Source organism: Brucella gallinifaecis, assembly GCF_006476605.1.
In the GTDB taxonomy this organism is placed as follows: Bacteria; Pseudomonadota; Alphaproteobacteria; order Rhizobiales; family Rhizobiaceae; genus Brucella; species Brucella gallinifaecis.
The window spans coordinates 355,571-373,774 of record NZ_ML636800.1 but is presented as its reverse complement, the minus strand read 5'-3'; the positions used below and the strand labels follow the sequence as shown (position 1 = coordinate 373,774).

The window sequence follows — 18,204 nt, the reverse complement described above, 5'->3', positions numbered from 1 at the left end:
TAGCTGATTTTGAAGAAGCATGGAGGGATTTTCTTCAATCCGTGGTTCCTTAAAGCGTGCTGAGGCACTTTTTAAGTGTAAAAATACGGTAGAATCTGGGCTTTTATTGATAGAATGCAAAAATTTAGCAAAAAACAAAAATAGGGCTTGGCAAATCAGAAATCATCCTGCTATACGCACCTCGCTGACATAAAGAGCACCTCTTCCCCGGTAGCTCAGTGGTAGAGCAACCGGCTGTTAACCGGTTGGTCGCTGGTTCGAATCCGGCCCGGGGAGCCAGTTACTTTTTCGGGTTACAATTCCTAAAAATATTGCTCAAGCAACAACAATAAGTTATGCGAATGTTCTGTCAGGTATCTTTCTAGCGTGCTCCATTTGGGTTATAAATCGGTTTACAATCTGGGTGACATGTCCGACGACAAATCCAAATACGTTCACAGGCAGACAAGCGGCATCTACCGCTATTACGGCGGGTGCCGGTTGAGATCGCGTATATGGATAGCGCCCGTTCGTCAAAGTCAGCCTGAAAACCAAGAATCATAAAGATGCGATAGATATTGGCTCAAGTACATGAGCCCATTGGGCGGCTATGGTATTTGGCAATGACAACAAGCCGGAATGGGAGCGCTATGAGGCGGTAATCAAGATCACACAGTCGATGGGCTTTTCATATAAGCCACTAAGCGACATAGCGCCTGGCTAACTGTCGGAGTTTGATCGACGCATTGATATTGCTGTTTCGGAAGTCGATAAGTGTTTATCTCTATCTCAGGTTATGTTGGGCGCTGGAAAGCCTCCTAACCTGAGTCTGTCGCAAGTTTGGTCAATATACGAGAAGCACCATGAAGCTGGTTTGACAGGGATGTCTCCACGACAATTGGAAAGTACAAAGTATCACGGCAGCGAGCGATGGTCTATGCGATTGAAGTCTTAAAAGATGTGTGATTGTCCGATATTACTTGTTTAGGCTAGGGTGGAAGAAGTGGTTCGATAAATTTGTATAACAGGGATAAGTGGAATTTTTGCCTGAGCTCGGCTTAAATGCCGTGAACAGGAGATACCATGACGAGACGACCTCGCCGGAACCATAGCCCAGCCTTTAAGGCAAAAGTGACACTCGCTGCGATCAGATGCGAGCAGACGCTTGTGGAACTATCCGAGCAGTTTGATGTGCACGCCAACCAAATCAAGCAATGGAAAGATCAGCTTCTTGATGGGGGCGACCGGTGTTTTTGACGATGAGACCAAGGCAGAATCTCCAGCTTCAACAGTCGGCATCAAAACGTTTCATGTCAAGATCGGCGAACTAATAGTAGAAAGTGATTTTTTAGCCGGTGCGCTCATCAAGGTGGGATTGCTGAGCGGGAAAAATGATCAACCGCACACACAAGGTGTCGATCACACGGCAAATCAGGCTTCTTGGATTTAGCCGAGGCAGCATTTACTATTCTGGGCATCCAACATCTGATGGTGATCTGGTACTGATGCACGGGATCGATGAATTGCATTTCGAATATTCGTTCGCGGGAAGTCGAATGCTGGAAGGAACTTTTAAAAGGAGAAGGATTTGGTGTCGGTCTTTTGCACGTCGCCACAATGATGAAGAAGATGGGGATTGAAGTGATATATCGTTGGCCCAACACCTCTAAACCGGCAGTTGGACAGAAAATTTATCCCTATCTCCTGCACAAGTTGACGGTTATCAGATCTAACTAAGTTTGGGTTATGGATATTACCTATATTCCAATGGTACGCGATTTTGTCTATCTCTGCGCTGTCGTGGATTGGTTCGGCGGCAAGGTTCTGTCGTGGCGACTGTCAATCATGATGCAGGCAGCATAATTGTGGCAGAAACCCACGTAAGAACTTGTCCCGAACTGTTCAGACAAACCGAGCTAACTCTTGTTGAGAAAGTACGGCGCATCCCTTTCTCGCTGCCTGTCAGGTTGAAGGCGATGAGAGGGACATTGAAGTTTGTCTTCCTGAGGATCTGGGTAGTGCAGTCACCGAATAATCTGCCGAGCGCTTAGCCTTGCGATCTCCTTCGCATCCATTGCCGCGATAATGGCGCGAACCCGTGCCATGGGCGCGAGCGATCGTTACTTATATCAGACTATCCTTTGAAGGCATTGAGTCCAGATGATGTTGTGAATCGAAGAATAATGTAACGCTTCCAGAAAAAAGCCTATTATTATGGCTTCTGTCAGCCTGGCGTGGCCGTGGTTCTTAAAACACTTTAAATGCAATGGCTCAATCAATATCTATTATTTTTGAGAGCATACAGACCTCTAAGCCTGTCGGGAATCTCACTTCTATTACACGTGGCATTCGTTCATGCGACCTAATAGCTGTTGTAACCGTATTATCGAGCAATGTGATCGTCTTTTATTGCGCTGCAATTTTGGTTTTCTGCTTTTGTTCTGACTGCCAAACCAGTGGCACCAGAATAAACGCGACAGCCGGGAATATCAGCCAGTTGATTGTCTGCCAACCTGATGAGTGAAGCAGTGAGCCAGCAAAGAAGGACGCGCAAGCAACTGTTCCGAAGACAAGGAAGTCGTTTGCACCTTGCGCCTTGCCTCGTTCTTCCGGTGTATGGCAATCGGTAACCATTGCCGTTGCACCAATAAAGCCAAAATTCCAACCGATACCGAGCAGGACCAGTGAAACCCAGAAATGGCTTAGGGCAAGTCCAGACAAAGCAACAATTGCCGATAGTGCGATGATCAGCAGACCGAGAGCGGTAACACGTTCCTTGCCAAAACGGGTAATCAGCAGGCCGGTGAAAAAGCTTGGCGCAAACATTGCCAGAACATGCCATTGAATGCCAAGTGCGGCATGATCAACCGAATGGCCGTGACCGACCATGGCAATGGGTGCTGCTGTCATCACGAATGTCATAAGACCATAGGATACAACACCTGCGGCGACTGCCAGGATATAGCGCGGGCTTTGTAATATTTGCCTCAATGGACGGCCAGTGTTTCCGGCAGTGACAACTTTCGCAACCCTTGGTGAACGAAACAGCATCAATACGGGAATGGCGAGCAGTGCAAGCGCTGCCTGACTGATAAAACTCCCCGCATAGGGCGTTTCTGGCAGGGCATCTCGCGTCCAGATCACAAGCTGCGGCCCGATAATGGCGGCTATCAATCCACCCACCATGACCCATGAAATGGCACGCGCTTTCAGTGCACCTGTAGCGGCATCGGTTGCCGCAAAGCGATAGCTCTGCACGTAAGATGCATAAAAACCCGCAATGAATGTGCCCAGGCAGAAAATGAGAAAGGAACTCGAGAAGATGCCAAGAGCTGCAACAAGACCAGAGGTTATGCCAAAACATGCACCCAGCAAATAGCCATTACGTCGCCCATAAGAACGCATGATGAAAGCAGCCGGCAGAGTGCCAAGTGCCAGACCAAGACTGAACAGGCTCACGGGCAGCGTGACCAGTGTCGGATCAGATGAAAGCTGTTGACCGACCAATCCACCCAGCGAAATGATGATCGGTGGACTTGCAGCACCGAGAGCCTGTGCTGCGGTCAGCACTAAAATATTACGACGGGCAATGGTCTGGTCACTCATGTTTTATGCTTCTTTATAGTCACTTATGCAGTTGCCTTCAATTTCCAGCTAGTCTTCTACTGGCATCTGAAAATGTTTGCAGATTACCGCCATAACCTGCTGCGCTATATCGCTTTCCACACGATACCAGATTGTCTGTCCATCACGCCGTCGGGCAATAATACCCTCTCGCCGTAGCAGAGCCAGATGCTGTGAGACGGTGGAATCTCGCAGGCCAATTAACTCAGCAAGCTGCCCCACGGATTTTTCACCACCATGCAGACGACAAAGAATCATAAGCCGGTGATTGTTGGCGATTGTTTTGAGGAATTCACTTGCCTTGTCGGCCGCGAGATGGGTTTTTATGCTCGGGTCGATTGGGTGTTTTTTATTCATATTTGCGTATCTACGAAAATCTGAATATATAGTCAATCATGCACATAATATAATTATTCAGGGAGATTTATGTCTGAGCAATAAGGCTATGAAAAAGCTTCTCTACGGCCTTCTTTACCGTGTTGTGATATTGTAACATGTATAACGTGGTTTTATTGGTATGGATGGCTGGAGTTATCGTGCGTATAGCTGTGTTAGGAATTGTTTGCTGTATTTTGGCTTCAGAACAGGGGCAAGCTGAAGATAACTGGAAAGCCGTTGAAATCATAAAGCCATATACGATTAGTGGTCGTACTGGAGCAGAGCTTTATCAGTCTATTGGACAAAAAGGGCCGCGGATTGGAATTGGGCGCGTTATTGCACATACGAGCTATGTGCTGACATGGGATCGCAAGTTCAATCATACCAATAATGCCTGCACGATTGTTTCAGCAAAGCCCAAGTTGAAAATCACCTATACATTGCCAAAACCATCCCAGAAGCTAAGCCCGCCGGTTAAAGAAAAATGGGAACGGTTTTATGACGGTATTTATAAACATGAGCTGGTGCATGGTGATACAGCCAAGGAAATGACGCGAGAGATTGTCCGTACTACGGTTGGTCTTTCTATTCTCAATGATCCGAAATGTCAGAAAATGCGCCGCGAATTGATCAATCGTATCAATGCTCTTGTTGCCGTTCAGCGTCGTCAGGGCCGTGATTTCGACCAGATTGAAATGGGGCGCGGTGGGAATGTTGAACAGCTTGTGCTCTCACTTGTGAATGGAGAATAGCAGTTCCAGTAATTTTCATGCAGAGACCAAGCTCTTCTGTTCTATTGTAGAGAATTAATGCATAAAGTTGAAATATTATCAGTTCTCTATGTATTTGTTTAATTATAAACTGTATTCCGAAAAAGGGATTCCGATTCGCAGAATGCAGTATATATTATATATAGATATAGTGATATGAAATAATATTTAGTAAATTGGCGCGATTATTAATAGATATTAATTTTTTAACTGAAAGTGCGTGTTAATATATTTAAAACAAAACGATTAAGGGAAACTAATTGTAATCTTTGTGACCATGTGTGAACTCAATTAATATGGCACTGTAGGTGGACTCATGGTAACGGTGCGGTTATTGAGCTGGTTAGGTGATTGGATATTGAATCTAGATATCTGATTTCACTATTTAAAAAGAGTTAGGTTTAGCCGAAACCTCAACGGCGATTGTCGCATTATCGCATCGAGGGCAGGATATGTTCGTATGAGTTTTAGATATCCATGGCAGAGACTGGCTTTATTACCACGTTTGGGTAAGCAGATTATTCTTCTGATTAGCGATTGCATATTGCTATTGCTGAGTGCCTATCTCGCTTTTGTGATACGTTTTGGTTTTGTTTTTGTACCTAGCCAGACACAGATTTTCTTGATTGCTATTGCTCCTGTGTTAGCGATCCCGGTTTTCATTCGTTTTGGCCTTTATCGTGCGATTATCCGTTATCTGGCTGAACGTGCCATTTGGCCAATTTTTCAGGCAACGGCTATTGCGGCACTTTTCTGGGTGGGGCTGGTCTTTTTGATGGAGTCTTATGGCGGCTCAGGCTTGCCGCGATCGGTTCCTTTTCTCTATTGGCTGTTGAGCACAGTGCTGATTTCTGCAAGCCGGTTTGGTGCCAAATGGCTGCTGCGGCGAGCGGAATCGAGTAAGGTTTATTCAAGTACAGCTCTTATCATTGGAATTGGCGAACCTGGTCGTCAGCTTGCAACAGCGCTTAGAAGCCACAGTGACACACAGGTCGTGGGTTTTGTAGATCCCGCTGGAAAGCTTAGTGGCATGGATATCATAGGCTTACGAGTTTATGATATCGCTGCGATTCCGGATTTGATTCAGAATTTTGGCGTTGACCAGGTTGTTATATCAGAACCGGAGATGGATCAGAAACAACGGCAGGAGCTGGCGCGGTTGCTCGGCTCTCTTCAGATAAGTACACGTATCCTTCCTCCTATTGCGGATTTAACGGCGGGAAAATATCTCGTCAGCGCACTTCGTAATGTTGAAATTGATGATTTGCTGGGTCGTTCGCCAGTGCCACCTGATGTCAATTTGTTGCGTGAGGTTGTTGAAGGTCGACGTATCATGGTTACAGGGGCTGGCGGTTCGATTGGCAGCCAGCTTTGCCGTACGATTGTACAATGGAACCCAGAATGCATCGTGCTTTTTGAATCAAGCGAATTTGCGCTTTATCAGGTTGAAAGGCAGCTAAGACAGATCGCTCAATGCGATATTATTCCGGTGCTTGGAACCGTTGCCAGTCAGCAATATGTTGAAAAAACTATCCGCGCTCACAGTGTTGATACGGTTTATCATTGCGCTGCATATAAACATGTACCTCTTGTGGAGAAGAATCCACTTGTTGGAATTTACAACAATGTTTTCGGGACGTTAAGCGTTGCGGCGGCTGCGTTAGAAACTGATGTTGAGCGGATGGTATTGATCTCGTCAGATAAAGCCGTGCGACCAACCAATGTGATGGGCGCCACCAAGCGCTGGGCTGAGTTGGTTGTCTATTATTATGGCACGCTGGCGGAAAAATCAGAATCCAACAAAACATTCTACTCAGTGCGATTTGGTAATGTTCTGGGTTCTAATGGTTCTGTCGTACCGCTCTTCCGTGAGCAAATTGCCAATGGTGGGCCGATTACCCTGACACATGAAGACATGACCCGATATTTCATGTCAATCAAGGAAGCTGCTGAACTGATTGTGCAGTCGGGTGCAATTGCAAAATCCGGTGATACGGTTCTTCTTGAAATGGGTGATCCGGTCAAAGTGCGCGATCTGGCTGAAAATATGATCCTGCTTGCTGGTCTTACCGTTCGCAATGAGGCTAACCCAAATGGCGATATTGCCATTGAAATTACGGGTATCAGAGAAGGCGAGAAGATGTATGAAGAACTCTTCTATGATCCTTCGCAGGCTCAGACGACATGTCATCCGAAGATCATGCGTGCACCAAAGGGGCGTAAGGTTGCCGTCAATGTTCCTGAAAGTCTGGATGCTTTACGCGCAGCTCTTGAGACTGAAGATGTCGATACAATTCGAAAAATACTTTTTAGCGTCATAGCTTTCTGAAGCGTCCACGAAAATCGAGCAACAGCAGCAGGACAGCAACAGCTGAAATAACCAGAAAAACAATTTGCGACAAGAGATGGTCAAATAGCAGCATGGCGCAGGCGCAGGCTATGAGAATGATATTTAGCAGAGCGGCGTGAGCAACAATCTTAGAAACGCTCCAGCCGGACCGTTTCGCCATTTGATATGCATGTTTCGAATGGGCTTTTAGAATATTTTCTTTTTCTGCCAGGCGCAGAATAATTGTGGTGCCTGTATCCAGAAGATAATAGAGCGGCAAAACGAGCGCTACTGCAATATGGGTTTCCCGGGCAAGGATAAGCAAGGCTGTGCCTGCCATCAAACCAAGGGGCAGGCTGCCGGAATCACCTAGAAATATGCTGGCAGGCGGACGATTGAAGAACGCAAATCCCAGCAACCCTCCAGCAAGGACAGCAGCGATTGCGCCGCTTTCCATACCGGCAAGCGAAAGTGCTGAAAGCAGTACTATGCCAATTAACGGGATTCCCAGTCCTGCAACGGTCATAAGATCAAGACCGTCCATGAAATTGGTTATGTTAATAGCAGCGAGGAGTACGACGAGGATTATCGTGGCTTCGAGCCAATGTGGAAGAATGTCCGGCAGCAAGCGGAATTCAGGACCAAGGCCATAGATGACGATTAGGCTCGCAATAAGTTGTGATCCGAAACGCAGATAGATCGGCAACTCGTAACGGTCATCAAGAGCGCCTATGATCCATAATAGTAAAGAAGCCAAGGTAAGGCAGATGACGAGCTCTATCGGAATGCCCAGATCTGTTCCGAACATGACAAGGGTAATGAGTGCTGCGGGAATGAAAGCCAACCCTCCTATCTGCCGGGCTGCCACTATATGGTTTGAACGCGCGTTAAAACCCGCTGCCATAAACGAGCCAGGTAGGACCGCAGACAAAATATAAAGGCCGACACCACTTAGAATGGCGCTTGCGATAAATGTAACCAGCAGAAAAAACATTGCCAATACCGATGAAGATAATCCCTGAAAGGGAATTATCAGCTTTGATGGCGACCGCAAAGCTTTTTGCTTTCTATGGAGCGGTTGCACCAAAAATGACGTGGCATATCGGTAATTAACATCTTTTTAAAACATAATATCACATTTAAATCGTTATAATGTTATGGCGATTATTGTGATGATCTCAAAACGGTGTTACGCACCCCATGTCTCAGCGCCTGATGAGGGTGTGTCTTAAAGACATCTGCATGGAGATTGCCGGTAAATGAGTTTCTTTCCCCCTGTTTTGACCATACTGCAATGTGCAGAATGCACGCCTGATGCGCCACTTCTTCGGGAGTTGGGTAAATGACGTTAGCAGGCAATTTTGCACCACTGGTTTTGGCTGGTGATAATGAGCATGTGGCGGCGCAGCCTGTCAGTGAATATCTTGACCGCTGGGCAGGTGCAGACAATCTGCGTCTAGCAACGAGCAACGCTATTAAAGCTATCCTTGCAGGGTCAGGGCGTCTTGCCGGGCGTATTGCACGCGGCTCGCTCCCCGGTGATCCGGGTAAGCTTGTTGGTGTCAACAGCGATCAGGATCAACAAAAGAGCATCGATGTCGGTGCACATAATCTCTTTGTCGAATTGTTAATTGCTGCGGGTGCTGCCTCGGTATTATCTGAAGAAGCTGACCTCCCGGTTCCGGGTAAGGCTGATGGTCTGGTTGCAGTTGCAATTGATCCACTGGATGGTTCGGGCAATGTTGGTCTTGGTGCACCGCTTGGCACAATTTTTTCGATTTTTCCGGCGGATACGGCAGAGCCTTTTCTGCAACCCGGAAACCGTCAACTGGCCGCAGGTTACGTGTCGTTTGGCAATTCTATCGACCTCGCCTTTTCGGTTGGGGAGGGGGTATTGTTCGCAACACTTGATCCAGCCAGTGGCATTTTCCAGATCACGCGCCAGAATGTAACGCTCCCTGAGCGCACGTCCGATCTTGCTTATAACGCTTCCGTTTATCATCACCTTTCGGCTGGTATGAAGGCTTATATTGACGATTGCTACAAGGGCAAAGACGGTCCGCGCGGGCGCAATTTTAACATGCGCTGGCTGGGTGCCGCTGTTGGCGACATGCACCGTATCATGCAACGTGGCGGGATTTTCTTCTACGTGGACGATAAACGTCCGGGCTATGAAAAAGGTCGGTTGCGCCTTGTTTATGAAGCCAATCCGATTGCATTTCTTAGCCAGCAGGCGGGTGGCAAGGCGACTAACGGTTCCACACCGATCCTCGATGTCATTCCACAAACCTATCACGAGCGCAGTGCGCTGGTGTTTGGCGTTGCTGAAGAAGTCGATGTGCTCGGCGAATATTACGCGCGTTCGCAAAGCCAGAGCATTTAATGCTCTTGCTGATCATTTTTACACGCATCTTGTTCCGAAAACCGCTTCGCATTTTTCGGGATGCGCACTAATCAGGAGGAAACTCAGATGGCACGTATCACGCTGCGTCAATTGCTCGATCACGCTGCTGAACACAGCTATGGTGTTCCGGCTTTCAACATCAATAATATGGAACAGGCGCTCGCCATTATGGAAGCGGCAGATGCTGCCGATGCGCCGGTAATCCTGCAGGCATCGCGTGGTGCACGTTCCTATGCCAATGATATTATGTTGCGCCACATGATGGATGCCGTGACAGAAATCTACCCGCATATTCCGGTCTGCGTGCATCTTGATCATGGCAATGAAGCTGCCACCTGCATGACTGCAATTCAGGCTGGCTTTACCTCCGTGATGATGGACGGTTCGCTCAAGGCTGATGGTAAAACGCCTGCTGACTGGGATTATAACGTCTCCGTTACGCGACAGGTCAGCGAAATGTCCCATCTTGGGGGTATTTCCGTTGAAGGTGAACTGGGTGTTCTCGGCTCGCTTGAAACCGGTATGGGCGAAGCAGAAGACGGCCATGGCGCAGAAGGTCAGCTCTCACATGATCAGCTTCTGACTGATCCTGATGAGGCCGTAAAATTCGTTCGTGAAACCAAGGTAGATGCTTTGGCAATTGCCATGGGCACATCCCATGGCGCCTATAAATTCAGCCGTAAGCCTGATGGTTCGGTGCTTGCCATGAACGTGATCGAAGAAATCCATCGCAAGCTGCCAAATACGCATCTTGTCATGCATGGTTCTTCATCGGTGCCGGAAGAGCTTCAGGAAATCATCAACAAGTATGGCGGCAAGATGAAGCCTACATGGGGTGTGCCTGTTGAGGAAATTCAGCGCGGTATCAAGCATGGCGTGCGCAAGATCAACATTGATACCGATAACCGTATGGCGCTGACCGGCCAGATCCGCCGCGTGTTGCAGGAAGATCCAAGCGAGTTTGATCCGCGCAAATATTTGAAACCTGCAATGGCTGCGATGACCAAGCTTTGCAAAGAGCGTTTCGAGCAGTTTGGTACTGCTGGCCATGCTCAGTCTATCCGTCCGATCCCGTTGTCAGACATGGCAAAGCGTTACCGCGATGGTTCGCTGGACCCGAAGTTCAGTTAAGAGTTCCTCTTAACAAATATAAAAAAGCGGCGGGAAAACCCGCCGCTTTTCAGTATCATAGCTTATAAAATTATCAGCATTTATTATACTTGGCGTCGACTTCGTTAATTGCGTCAACATTGCCAGCCGAGCGCCCCTTTTCGTCAAAGGTCTGTGCAAGGAATGCATCAGCAATGGTCTTTGCAACTTCCGAGCCGATAACGCGTGCGCCCATGGTGATGATTTGCGCATTGTTGGAAAGCGCTGCACGTTCAGCCGAATAGGTGTCGTGGGTGAGTGCGGCGCGGATACCCGGAACCTTATTGGCTGCAATGCAAACACCGATGCCGGTGCCGCAAACCAGAATTGCACGGTCATAGGTGCCATCGAGAACGGCAGATGCAACGCGGTCCGAGAGATTTGCGTAAAATGCATCAGCACCTGCGTCCGTGCGGGAAATTTCGGACACTTCAAAACGATCCTTCAGATGATCTGCAAGAATCTTGGCAAGACCTTCACCGGCACTGTCGCCTGCTACTGCTACTTTCATGATATTACTCCTTAATTAGCTTTGATTTTCTTGGCGCATTTGTTCAAAATGTCGAGATAACCCTCTACGTTCCATGCCGAACGACCAATGAACAGACCATCAATATTCGGGCAGGCGATGAGTTCTTCGCAATTGCCGGGATTGACTGAACCGCCATAGAGACAAGCTATGCGGCGGCCAAGAATGCTTGTCGCAACAGCGATGATTTCGGCCTGACGTGCGTCGGCATAATCAGCCGAGGCCGGAATGCCATTTTCACCAATTGCCCATACTGGTTCATAGGCGAACAGGATTTCGGCCTTTTTCTGTTCATCCGAAAGCTTTGAGAGTGCGCCACGCACTTCTTCTGCCAATACTTGCGCGGCGCGTCCGCTTTCGCGGTCTTCCAGCGTTTCACCAATGCAGATGAGCGGAATCAAACCATGACGAACGGCTGCTTCAACCTTGAGGCCAACGGTTTCGTTGGTTTCGCCAAAATGAGCGCGGCGTTCGGAGTGTCCGAGTTCAACAATGTCGAGATTGCAATCTTTAAGCATCAGCGGAGAAATTTCGCCGGTCCATGCCCCCTGATCAGCCCAGTGCATGTTTTGCGCACCCACTTTGACGGATGTATCCGACAGGATGTCCTTCACTTCACGAACTGAGGTAAATGGTGGGATTACAAAGCGCTGAATGTCTTCTGAACGGTTATGATCGGCGTCCTTCAATGCGCTCGCAAAAGCGCGGGCTTCCGCCAGTGTTTTGTTCATTTTCCAGCTTGTTCCGACCCAGAACCTGGCTCCGAATTGTGTCATGCTTGAATGCTCTTTCTTCTGATGTTTTATTCTGCGATTGTCAGTTTAATGCCTGCCGGCTCAAGCTCGGCCAGCAAAGTATCGCCCGGCGATTTATCCGTAATGATTGCATCAAAATCGCCAAGGTCAGCCATGACATGCAGGGCTGTGCGGCGAAAACGCTGATGGTTGACCAAAAGGCATGTACGGGTTGCCGATGCGGTCATGGCACGCTTGGTACGCACAACGTTTTCATCCATATGATAGACGAGGCGTCCATTGATTGCAGGCGCGGAAATAAAAGCGATGTCTGCGCTGAGCTTTGAAAGAGCTTCCTCCGTCAGCAGGCCAAAGAATGCGTTGAATTTTGCAGAAAATACGCCGCCAAGAGCGATCAGATTGATGCCGCCTTCGCCTTTGAGATTTTCGATAATGACCGCATTATTCGTGATCACTGTCAGGGGGCGTTTTTCGATCAGCATGCTCCCCAGAACCGCAGCGGTGGAGCCATCATTGATCATGACTGTCATACCTGGTTCAATCAGATCAAGAGCAGCGCGGCCCATTTCAATTTTGGCTTCATTGTCCTGCTGTACACGAAAACGGAAATCACTTTCAAACTGGGAGCCGGCATCCATCGTTGCGCCGCCGCGGACTTTGCGCAGGACGCCGGATTCCTCAAGCGAATCCAGATCACGATGAATGGTCATTTTGGAAACTGCAAAACGTTCCGAAAGATCATCAAGATCGACGGCATGATTTTCAATCAGCAGATTGATGATCGCTTGTCTTCTTTCGTCGCGTTTCACGAAAATTCCGATCCAAAAGCCAGTTGCTTATGGCGCATATATAAATCACAAAATCACATAACAATCCATATAAAATGTGATTTTGTGATATTTTGTTGAGTTGTTTCGATTTAGTCTAAAAGGGCCATTGCGGTTCGCTCATCGGTGATAAGCCCATAAAGACGCCCACTTTTAAGTACGGCACGAATGGCTTCAGCCTTGGAAAGCCCGCCTGCCAGACCAATAATGCGGCTCATATCGGCATTTTCAACTGATGCGGCAATTGTGCGTGCAGTCAGGCCCGTTTCAAGCCGGATACCATTTTTATCGAAGAAATGGCCGAGCATTTCTCCCACAGCGCCACGGGTGCTGAGTTCTTCGACTTCCGTGAGATCAATCACGCCCGATGTTACAAGCTGTGCATGGGAATCGACTGTTCCAATGCCAACAATTTTAAGTTCTGCACGACATCCCATTTCAAAAACCGTAGTCACGCCTTTTTGTGCCAGCAGGACTTCGCGATCTTCGGATGTATTGGCAAAGAAAGGCACAGGCATCACATAAGCAGGCCTGCCGGTCTTTTCAGCAATCCGGTGCATTACGTCATGTGGGTTGGCCGCAAAATTACGCGTCAAGCCACCAAGCAGTGAGACAAACTGTATGTCTTTGGCGCTTACACGGGGCATATGATTGACGGCGGCTGAAAGAGTGCGGCCATGACCAAGGCCGATGACTTCATGATCACCATGCTCGATTTCGCGACGCAAAAATTCTGCACCAGCATTTCCAAGTGAGAGCAGGGGAAGGGCGTCTTCACTTTCACCCAGATCAGGAACGACTTCGCAATATTCAATATTATATAGTTCAGCAAGCCGGTTTTCGAGATCGATACACTCGGTAATATCGCTGTCTATGGTGACTTTGACCGCTCCATCGGCAACAGCTTTGGCGATCAGCCGGTGTGCTTTCACAGAAGGAAGCCCGAGCCGTTTTGCAACGGCTGACTGGGTCATACCACCGATAAAATGGAGCCAGGCCGCACGAAGTGCCAAAGAATCGTCTGCATCTGCCATTTTTTCGCTTAACGCCCCCGATTCTTTATTGTTTTCTTGTGCTTATATTTTCAAATCACCTACGCCCGTGTCAATGTGCGGTGCCCAGAAGGCTACACTTTCGGCAATTTGCGGAATAACTTCACGGTCATTTGGCTCACGTTCCTTGAACGACAGTTCAAGGCAGATTTCATTGTTCACAGCACCGCCTTCGCTCAAGGCTTTAAGCAGTGGTTCTGGCTGAATGCGGCCCTTGGTATTGAATTCTGCTGTGAAAGGGCGATGGCCGCCCTTATCCATCAGGCTCTGCTTGATATGAATGATCGGCGAAACTTTGGGTACTGCGCGTGCCCATGCATATGGATCAAAATCATCCGGGTTTGATGATGTGACATCACCATGATCTATATCGGCCATCATCCACATCGGAATTGCCATATCGGTTGCAGTCAGCCGATCCTGAAGCTTGATGCTTTCAGCAATTGTTTCACCAAATTCACGTCCAATGCTCATCGGCTCCCAGAATATATATTCAAGGCCGGCACCAGCCGCATGTTCGGCAACTTCCGCCCAGCAATCGATCGCGATTTTGATCAGCTCTTCGCGGCGTTCGGGATTATCAAAATCCTTATAGGTGAAAATCGCAAATTGCGTACCGACTGACTTGCCGCCAAGATCACCGATAATGTCGGCGAAAGTCTTGAACCAGTCGATATAATAACGGCGCACTTGCGCATCTGGATGACCGAAGTGGTTGAGGCGGCCATAAGGCCCGGTCATGCCGGATGTGATGCGGACACCGGTGCGCTCCAATGCCTTGCCCATATCACGGGTGAGGCGGCGAATGGTTGAAGCCTGCCAGCTTGGGTTTATGAATTCATGTGTAAGCTGCAAATCGCGCAAACGCAGGTCACGTGCAACTGTTTCGATCAGATCGCCCGGCTCGGCAAAACGGTTTACAAGTGGATTGGTATTGAGTGAAAGCGTAAGAGCCATCTTGTCCTCAGGCAGCAAGTTTAGCGTTATCAAACCATGCAACGAATGCAGCACGTTCGGCTTCGCTCAGGTGCAGATAGTGCTTGGTACGGCGATAGAGAATATCATTTGCCGTCTTTGCCCATTCTTTTGCAACGAGATAACGAACTTCTGCTTCATAGAGATTACCACCGAAATGCTGGCCGAGAGCGCTCAGATCTAATGCGCCTGTGACCACGTCTTTTGTGCGTGCACCGTAAAGACGTCCATAATGATGGACGAGCTTGCGTGGCATCCAGGGATAGCTGTCACGCAGGCTGTTGACGAAAGTCTCAAAATCCGCGTTCGGTATTTCGCCGCCCGGAAGCGGTGCATCATGTGTCCAGTCACCACCCATTTTCGGGAAAATATGTTTGAGGCGATGCATGCCACGCTCGGCCAGCTCGCGGAATGTGGTGATCTTGCCACCAAAGACATTGAGCAGCGGCGCATCATTGGTTTCATCAAGATCAAAAACATAGTCACGGGTGACAGCAGATGGATTGCCTTTGCCATCATCAAACAAGGGGCGCACGCCGGAGAAGCTGTGCAGCACATCTTCGCGGCGCAGCTTTTCCTTGAAATAGCGGTTTACTGCGCTGAGCAGATAATCGATTTCTTTCTCATCCGCACTGACATCTTCCGCACGACCTTCATAGGCAATATCAGTGGTTCCGATGAGTGCCTTGTCCCCTTCATAGGGGTTGATGAAGATCACGCGCTTGTCATGGTTCTGAACCAGATAGGCATTCGCACCGGACCAGAATTTAGGCACGATAATGTGGCTGCCCTTGACGAGGCGCACATTGCGCGAAGAATTGGAGCCGGCAACATTGGTGATAACATTTGTCACCCATGGGCCAGCACAATTGACGATGCAGCGCACACGGAAGCTGCGCACTTCTCCCGTATCGCGGTTTTTGGTTTCAACGATCCAGCCGCTATTTTCACGCCGTGCAGAAATAACCGGCGTGCGGGTCAGAACTGTTGCACCCTTTTCAGCGGCACCCAGAGCATTGAGAACAACGAGACGTGCATCATCGACCCAGCAATCGGAATATTCAAAACCCTTGGTATATTGATCAAGGATTGGGGTGCCTTCCGGGTCGCGTTTTAAATCAAGCGTACGGGTGCCGGGCAGTTTCTTGCGGCCACCGAGATGATCATAGAGAAACAGGCCAAGACGCACGAGCCATGCCGGGCGATCCTGCGGGCTGTGCGGTAGAACAAAGCGCATTGGCCAGATGATGTGCGGCGCTGCATTCAACAGAACTTCGCGCTCTATCAAAGCTTCGCGCACCAGACGGAACTCATAATATTCGAGATAGCGAAGACCGCCATGCACAAGCTTGCCGGAGCGTGAGGATGTGCCTTCCGCGAGATCGTCTTTTTCTGCCAGCACAACTTTAAGGCCGCGCCCTGCTGCATCGCGGGCAACACCCGCACCATTGATACCGCCACCAATCACAAACAGATCATAGGTTTCCGGTTCGGCCATCTCATGCTCCTTCGGATGCCGGCATTCCGGCAAAATAATATGTCATTTCAGTCGGTTGTTAAATTATTGACCGGCTGCAAGCTTGTCCCAGACCGGAGTTAATGCCAGTCGGGCCTCTTTATAAGCGACGAACAGTTCAGCATAGCGTTGAGCCTGTTGCGCATCGGGTGCTTCGCCAGCACCCAGCAAAGGTGCAACCCATTGCGTGATACAGTCTTCCATGTTTGAGTAAGCGCCAATGGCAACCGCTGCCATCATTGCGGCACCGGCAGCCCCCGCTTCTTCACGCGATGAAACGCGCACGGGTGCATTGAGTGCTGCTGAAAGCGTGCTGCGTAGTGCGCGTGAGCGTGCCGCACCGCCTGTCAGTCGCAGTTCAGCTGGCATTCCACCCATGGCGGCATAACAGTCGCGCGTTGCCATACCGAGACCTTCAACCACTGAACGAACCAGTTCAGGAAAGCGGTCGCGGCTTGAAAGACCGATAAATCCGGCACGGGCAAAGGCATTGACAAAAGGTCCGCGTTCGCCTGCTTCCGAAATATAAGGATGGTAAAGCAATGCACCAGCGCGGCTCATGTTAAACCATTCATCAAGGCGCGGGATAAGATCGCTCAGGGAGACTTGTTTATCCGGGCTGGACATCAGGTCGGCAGCAATTTGCAAAATCCAGTCAATATTGATTGTCGCGCCCATATTGGTCTGAACCTGCGTGACGATGCCGGGAACCGGCAACGCAATAACATAGCCTGTACCTTCTGCATTCAGATGAATGTCGGAAACAGATTTTGCCCGCATATGCACACCGGTCGATCCGATGGTTGAGCAGCCTGCATCAGCCGTGCCGCAATAAACACCTGCACCAAGTGCGGTCATCACCATATCGACATAACCAAGACTCACCGGTGTTCCGGCCTTAAGTCCTGTGAGCGCTGCTGCATCGGGGGATAGTGGATGTTGTGTCAGAGTGCCATCCACAATTTCGGGCAGCAGGCTGCGGCGCTTTTGCAGGCCAAGCGCTTCAATAACGACATCGTCATATTGACGATTACGGAAATTACCGAATGTAAAACTTGCTTCTGATGGGTCTGTAGCGCGGACGCCGGTGAGGTTAAGGTAAAGCCAGTCCTTGCAATGAAGGGCGACTTCCGCATTATCGAGCAGTTCCGGCATGAAACTGTCCATATGCGCCATTTGCGTGCCTTGCTGGCAGGTATTAAGGCCGGTGCCGGTTGCTTCAAAGCGTGCACGGTTCATTGGGCCTGCTGCAAGCTTTGTAACTGTATTGGCTGCGCGAGCATCAAGCCAGATCCAGGCATCGCCGACCGGTTTATTGTCTTTTCCAACCAGCCATGTGCCGTCGCCCTGACCTGTGACAGAAATTGCGGCAGTGCGCTTGCTTAAACCTGGAATTTTCTCGGCAAGATTGCGCAAAGCGCTGGCGCAGTCATCCCATGTCTGGGAAAGTGACTGAGTTACCGCACCGTGCTCGCCGGTTTCATATTTGTTGCGGACGGCGGCCGAGTCGAGCTGGCGGCCACTCAGATCAAAAGCCACAGCCTTGACGACGGAGGTTCCCGCGTCGATGCCGATGATAATATCACCTTTATCATGCATGACAGAATGATGCTTTCTTAATGCAGCTCAGGCAATTCATGTAACCCGTGATGAACATCTGGATCTCCTCCCACGACAAATTCAGTCGTTCGTTTCCTGCAATTTCTGAAGATAACAGACCCTTTTCTATTGTCGAGATAACATAACGATTGCGGCCTGTCTGTAAAATTTTTGTGCATAAGCATTTTTTTTCACCAAAGAGTGAAGCTTGTGAATTTTGCGCAATTTATGAGAAGGCTGGATGGTCGAAAACAGGGAATATGCAGTGACATAAGTCAGGGAATATTTTATTATATATTTGTTTTTAAATAATAAAAT

At 49.0% G+C, this 18,204-nt stretch carries 14 protein-coding genes, 1 tRNA gene and 1 pseudogene; 6 read left to right on the top strand and 10 right to left on the bottom strand.

Translation table 11 applies throughout. The features are described from left to right. Positions 1 to 204 precede the first annotated feature (204 nt). Both FHY56_RS01635 and FHY56_RS01630 read left to right on the top strand, forming a co-directional pair. Positions 205 to 279 (top strand) — tRNA-Asn (locus tag FHY56_RS01635). A 783-nt stretch (positions 280 to 1,062) separates the two neighbouring features. After that, positions 1,063 to 1,836, top strand: a pseudogene (locus FHY56_RS01630) (IS3 family transposase); the annotation flags it as partial. Positions 1,837 to 2,385: 549 nt separating this feature from the next. Here the strand turns inward: FHY56_RS01630 and FHY56_RS01625 are convergent. Together FHY56_RS01625 and FHY56_RS01620 are read right to left on the bottom strand one after the other, a co-directional pair. Then, positions 2,386 to 3,585 carry an MFS transporter gene (locus FHY56_RS01625; RefSeq protein WP_140903425.1) on the bottom strand — a complete coding sequence of 400 codons (1,200 nt, stop codon included), beginning with the start codon at positions 3,583 to 3,585 and terminating at the stop codon, positions 2,386 to 2,388. Positions 3,586 to 3,633: 48 nt separating this feature from the next. After that, positions 3,634 to 3,960: an ArsR/SmtB family transcription factor gene (locus FHY56_RS01620; RefSeq protein ID WP_140903424.1), complete on the bottom strand. Its 327-nt coding sequence runs from the start codon at positions 3,958 to 3,960 to the stop codon at positions 3,634 to 3,636. A gap of 176 nt (positions 3,961 to 4,136) precedes the next feature. Between FHY56_RS01620 and FHY56_RS01615 the strand changes: the two genes are divergently transcribed. Further along, positions 4,137 to 4,733: a DUF922 domain-containing Zn-dependent protease gene (locus tag FHY56_RS01615; RefSeq protein ID WP_235889406.1), complete on the top strand. Its 597-nt coding sequence runs from the start codon at positions 4,137 to 4,139 to the stop codon at positions 4,731 to 4,733. A 478-nt stretch (positions 4,734 to 5,211) separates the two neighbouring features. After that, positions 5,212 to 7,080: a polysaccharide biosynthesis protein gene (locus FHY56_RS01610; protein ID WP_140903423.1), complete on the top strand. Its 1,869-nt coding sequence runs from the start codon at positions 5,212 to 5,214 to the stop codon at positions 7,078 to 7,080. On the opposite strand, the gene FHY56_RS01605 is transcribed toward FHY56_RS01610, so the two are convergent. Beyond that, positions 7,067 to 8,074, bottom strand: coding sequence for an MraY family glycosyltransferase (locus FHY56_RS01605; RefSeq protein WP_140903422.1), 1,008 nt, complete (start codon positions 8,072 to 8,074; stop codon positions 7,067 to 7,069). The two genes, FHY56_RS01610 and FHY56_RS01605, sit on opposite strands and share 14 nt — an antisense overlap. Before the next feature lie 348 nt (positions 8,075 to 8,422). Between FHY56_RS01605 and FHY56_RS01600 the strand changes: the two genes are divergently transcribed. Both FHY56_RS01600 and fba read left to right on the top strand, forming a co-directional pair. Continuing rightward, positions 8,423 to 9,463 (top strand): class 1 fructose-bisphosphatase, encoded by a 1,041-nt coding sequence (locus FHY56_RS01600; protein ID WP_140903421.1) that lies wholly within the window; start codon positions 8,423 to 8,425, stop codon positions 9,461 to 9,463. A gap of 87 nt (positions 9,464 to 9,550) precedes the next feature. Continuing rightward, entirely contained in the window at positions 9,551 to 10,615 is a 1,065-nt protein-coding gene (fba, locus tag FHY56_RS01595; RefSeq protein WP_140903420.1) for a class II fructose-bisphosphate aldolase, read from the top strand. A gap of 73 nt (positions 10,616 to 10,688) precedes the next feature. Here fba and derI read toward each other — a convergent pair whose 3' ends face one another. The 7 genes from derI to FHY56_RS01560 form a co-directional block, all read right to left on the bottom strand. Further along, entirely contained in the window at positions 10,689 to 11,144 is a 456-nt protein-coding gene (gene derI / locus FHY56_RS01590) for a D-erythrulose-4-phosphate isomerase (protein ID WP_140903419.1), read from the bottom strand. Between the two features lie 11 nt (positions 11,145 to 11,155). Continuing rightward, the gene (locus FHY56_RS01585; RefSeq protein ID WP_140903418.1) at positions 11,156 to 11,938 is read right to left on the bottom strand and encodes a triose-phosphate isomerase; all 783 of its coding nucleotides are present in this window, start codon (positions 11,936 to 11,938) and stop codon (positions 11,156 to 11,158) included. A gap of 26 nt (positions 11,939 to 11,964) precedes the next feature. Next, positions 11,965 to 12,726 carry a DeoR/GlpR family DNA-binding transcription regulator gene (locus FHY56_RS01580; RefSeq protein ID WP_140903417.1) on the bottom strand — a complete coding sequence of 254 codons (762 nt, stop codon included), beginning with the start codon at positions 12,724 to 12,726 and terminating at the stop codon, positions 11,965 to 11,967. A 110-nt stretch (positions 12,727 to 12,836) separates the two neighbouring features. Beyond that, complete coding sequence (locus tag FHY56_RS01575) at positions 12,837 to 13,778, bottom strand: sugar-binding transcriptional regulator (protein WP_140903416.1); 942 nt, start codon at positions 13,776 to 13,778, stop codon at positions 12,837 to 12,839. A 42-nt stretch (positions 13,779 to 13,820) separates the two neighbouring features. Beyond that, positions 13,821 to 14,753 (bottom strand): sugar phosphate isomerase/epimerase family protein, encoded by a 933-nt coding sequence (locus tag FHY56_RS01570; RefSeq protein WP_140903415.1) that lies wholly within the window; start codon positions 14,751 to 14,753, stop codon positions 13,821 to 13,823. Between the two features lie 7 nt (positions 14,754 to 14,760). After that, complete coding sequence (locus tag FHY56_RS01565) at positions 14,761 to 16,269, bottom strand: glycerol-3-phosphate dehydrogenase (RefSeq protein ID WP_140903414.1); 1,509 nt, start codon at positions 16,267 to 16,269, stop codon at positions 14,761 to 14,763. A gap of 63 nt (positions 16,270 to 16,332) precedes the next feature. Beyond that, the gene (locus FHY56_RS01560) at positions 16,333 to 17,886 is read right to left on the bottom strand and encodes an FGGY-family carbohydrate kinase (RefSeq protein ID WP_140903413.1); all 1,554 of its coding nucleotides are present in this window, start codon (positions 17,884 to 17,886) and stop codon (positions 16,333 to 16,335) included. Positions 17,887 to 18,204 lie beyond the last annotated feature (318 nt).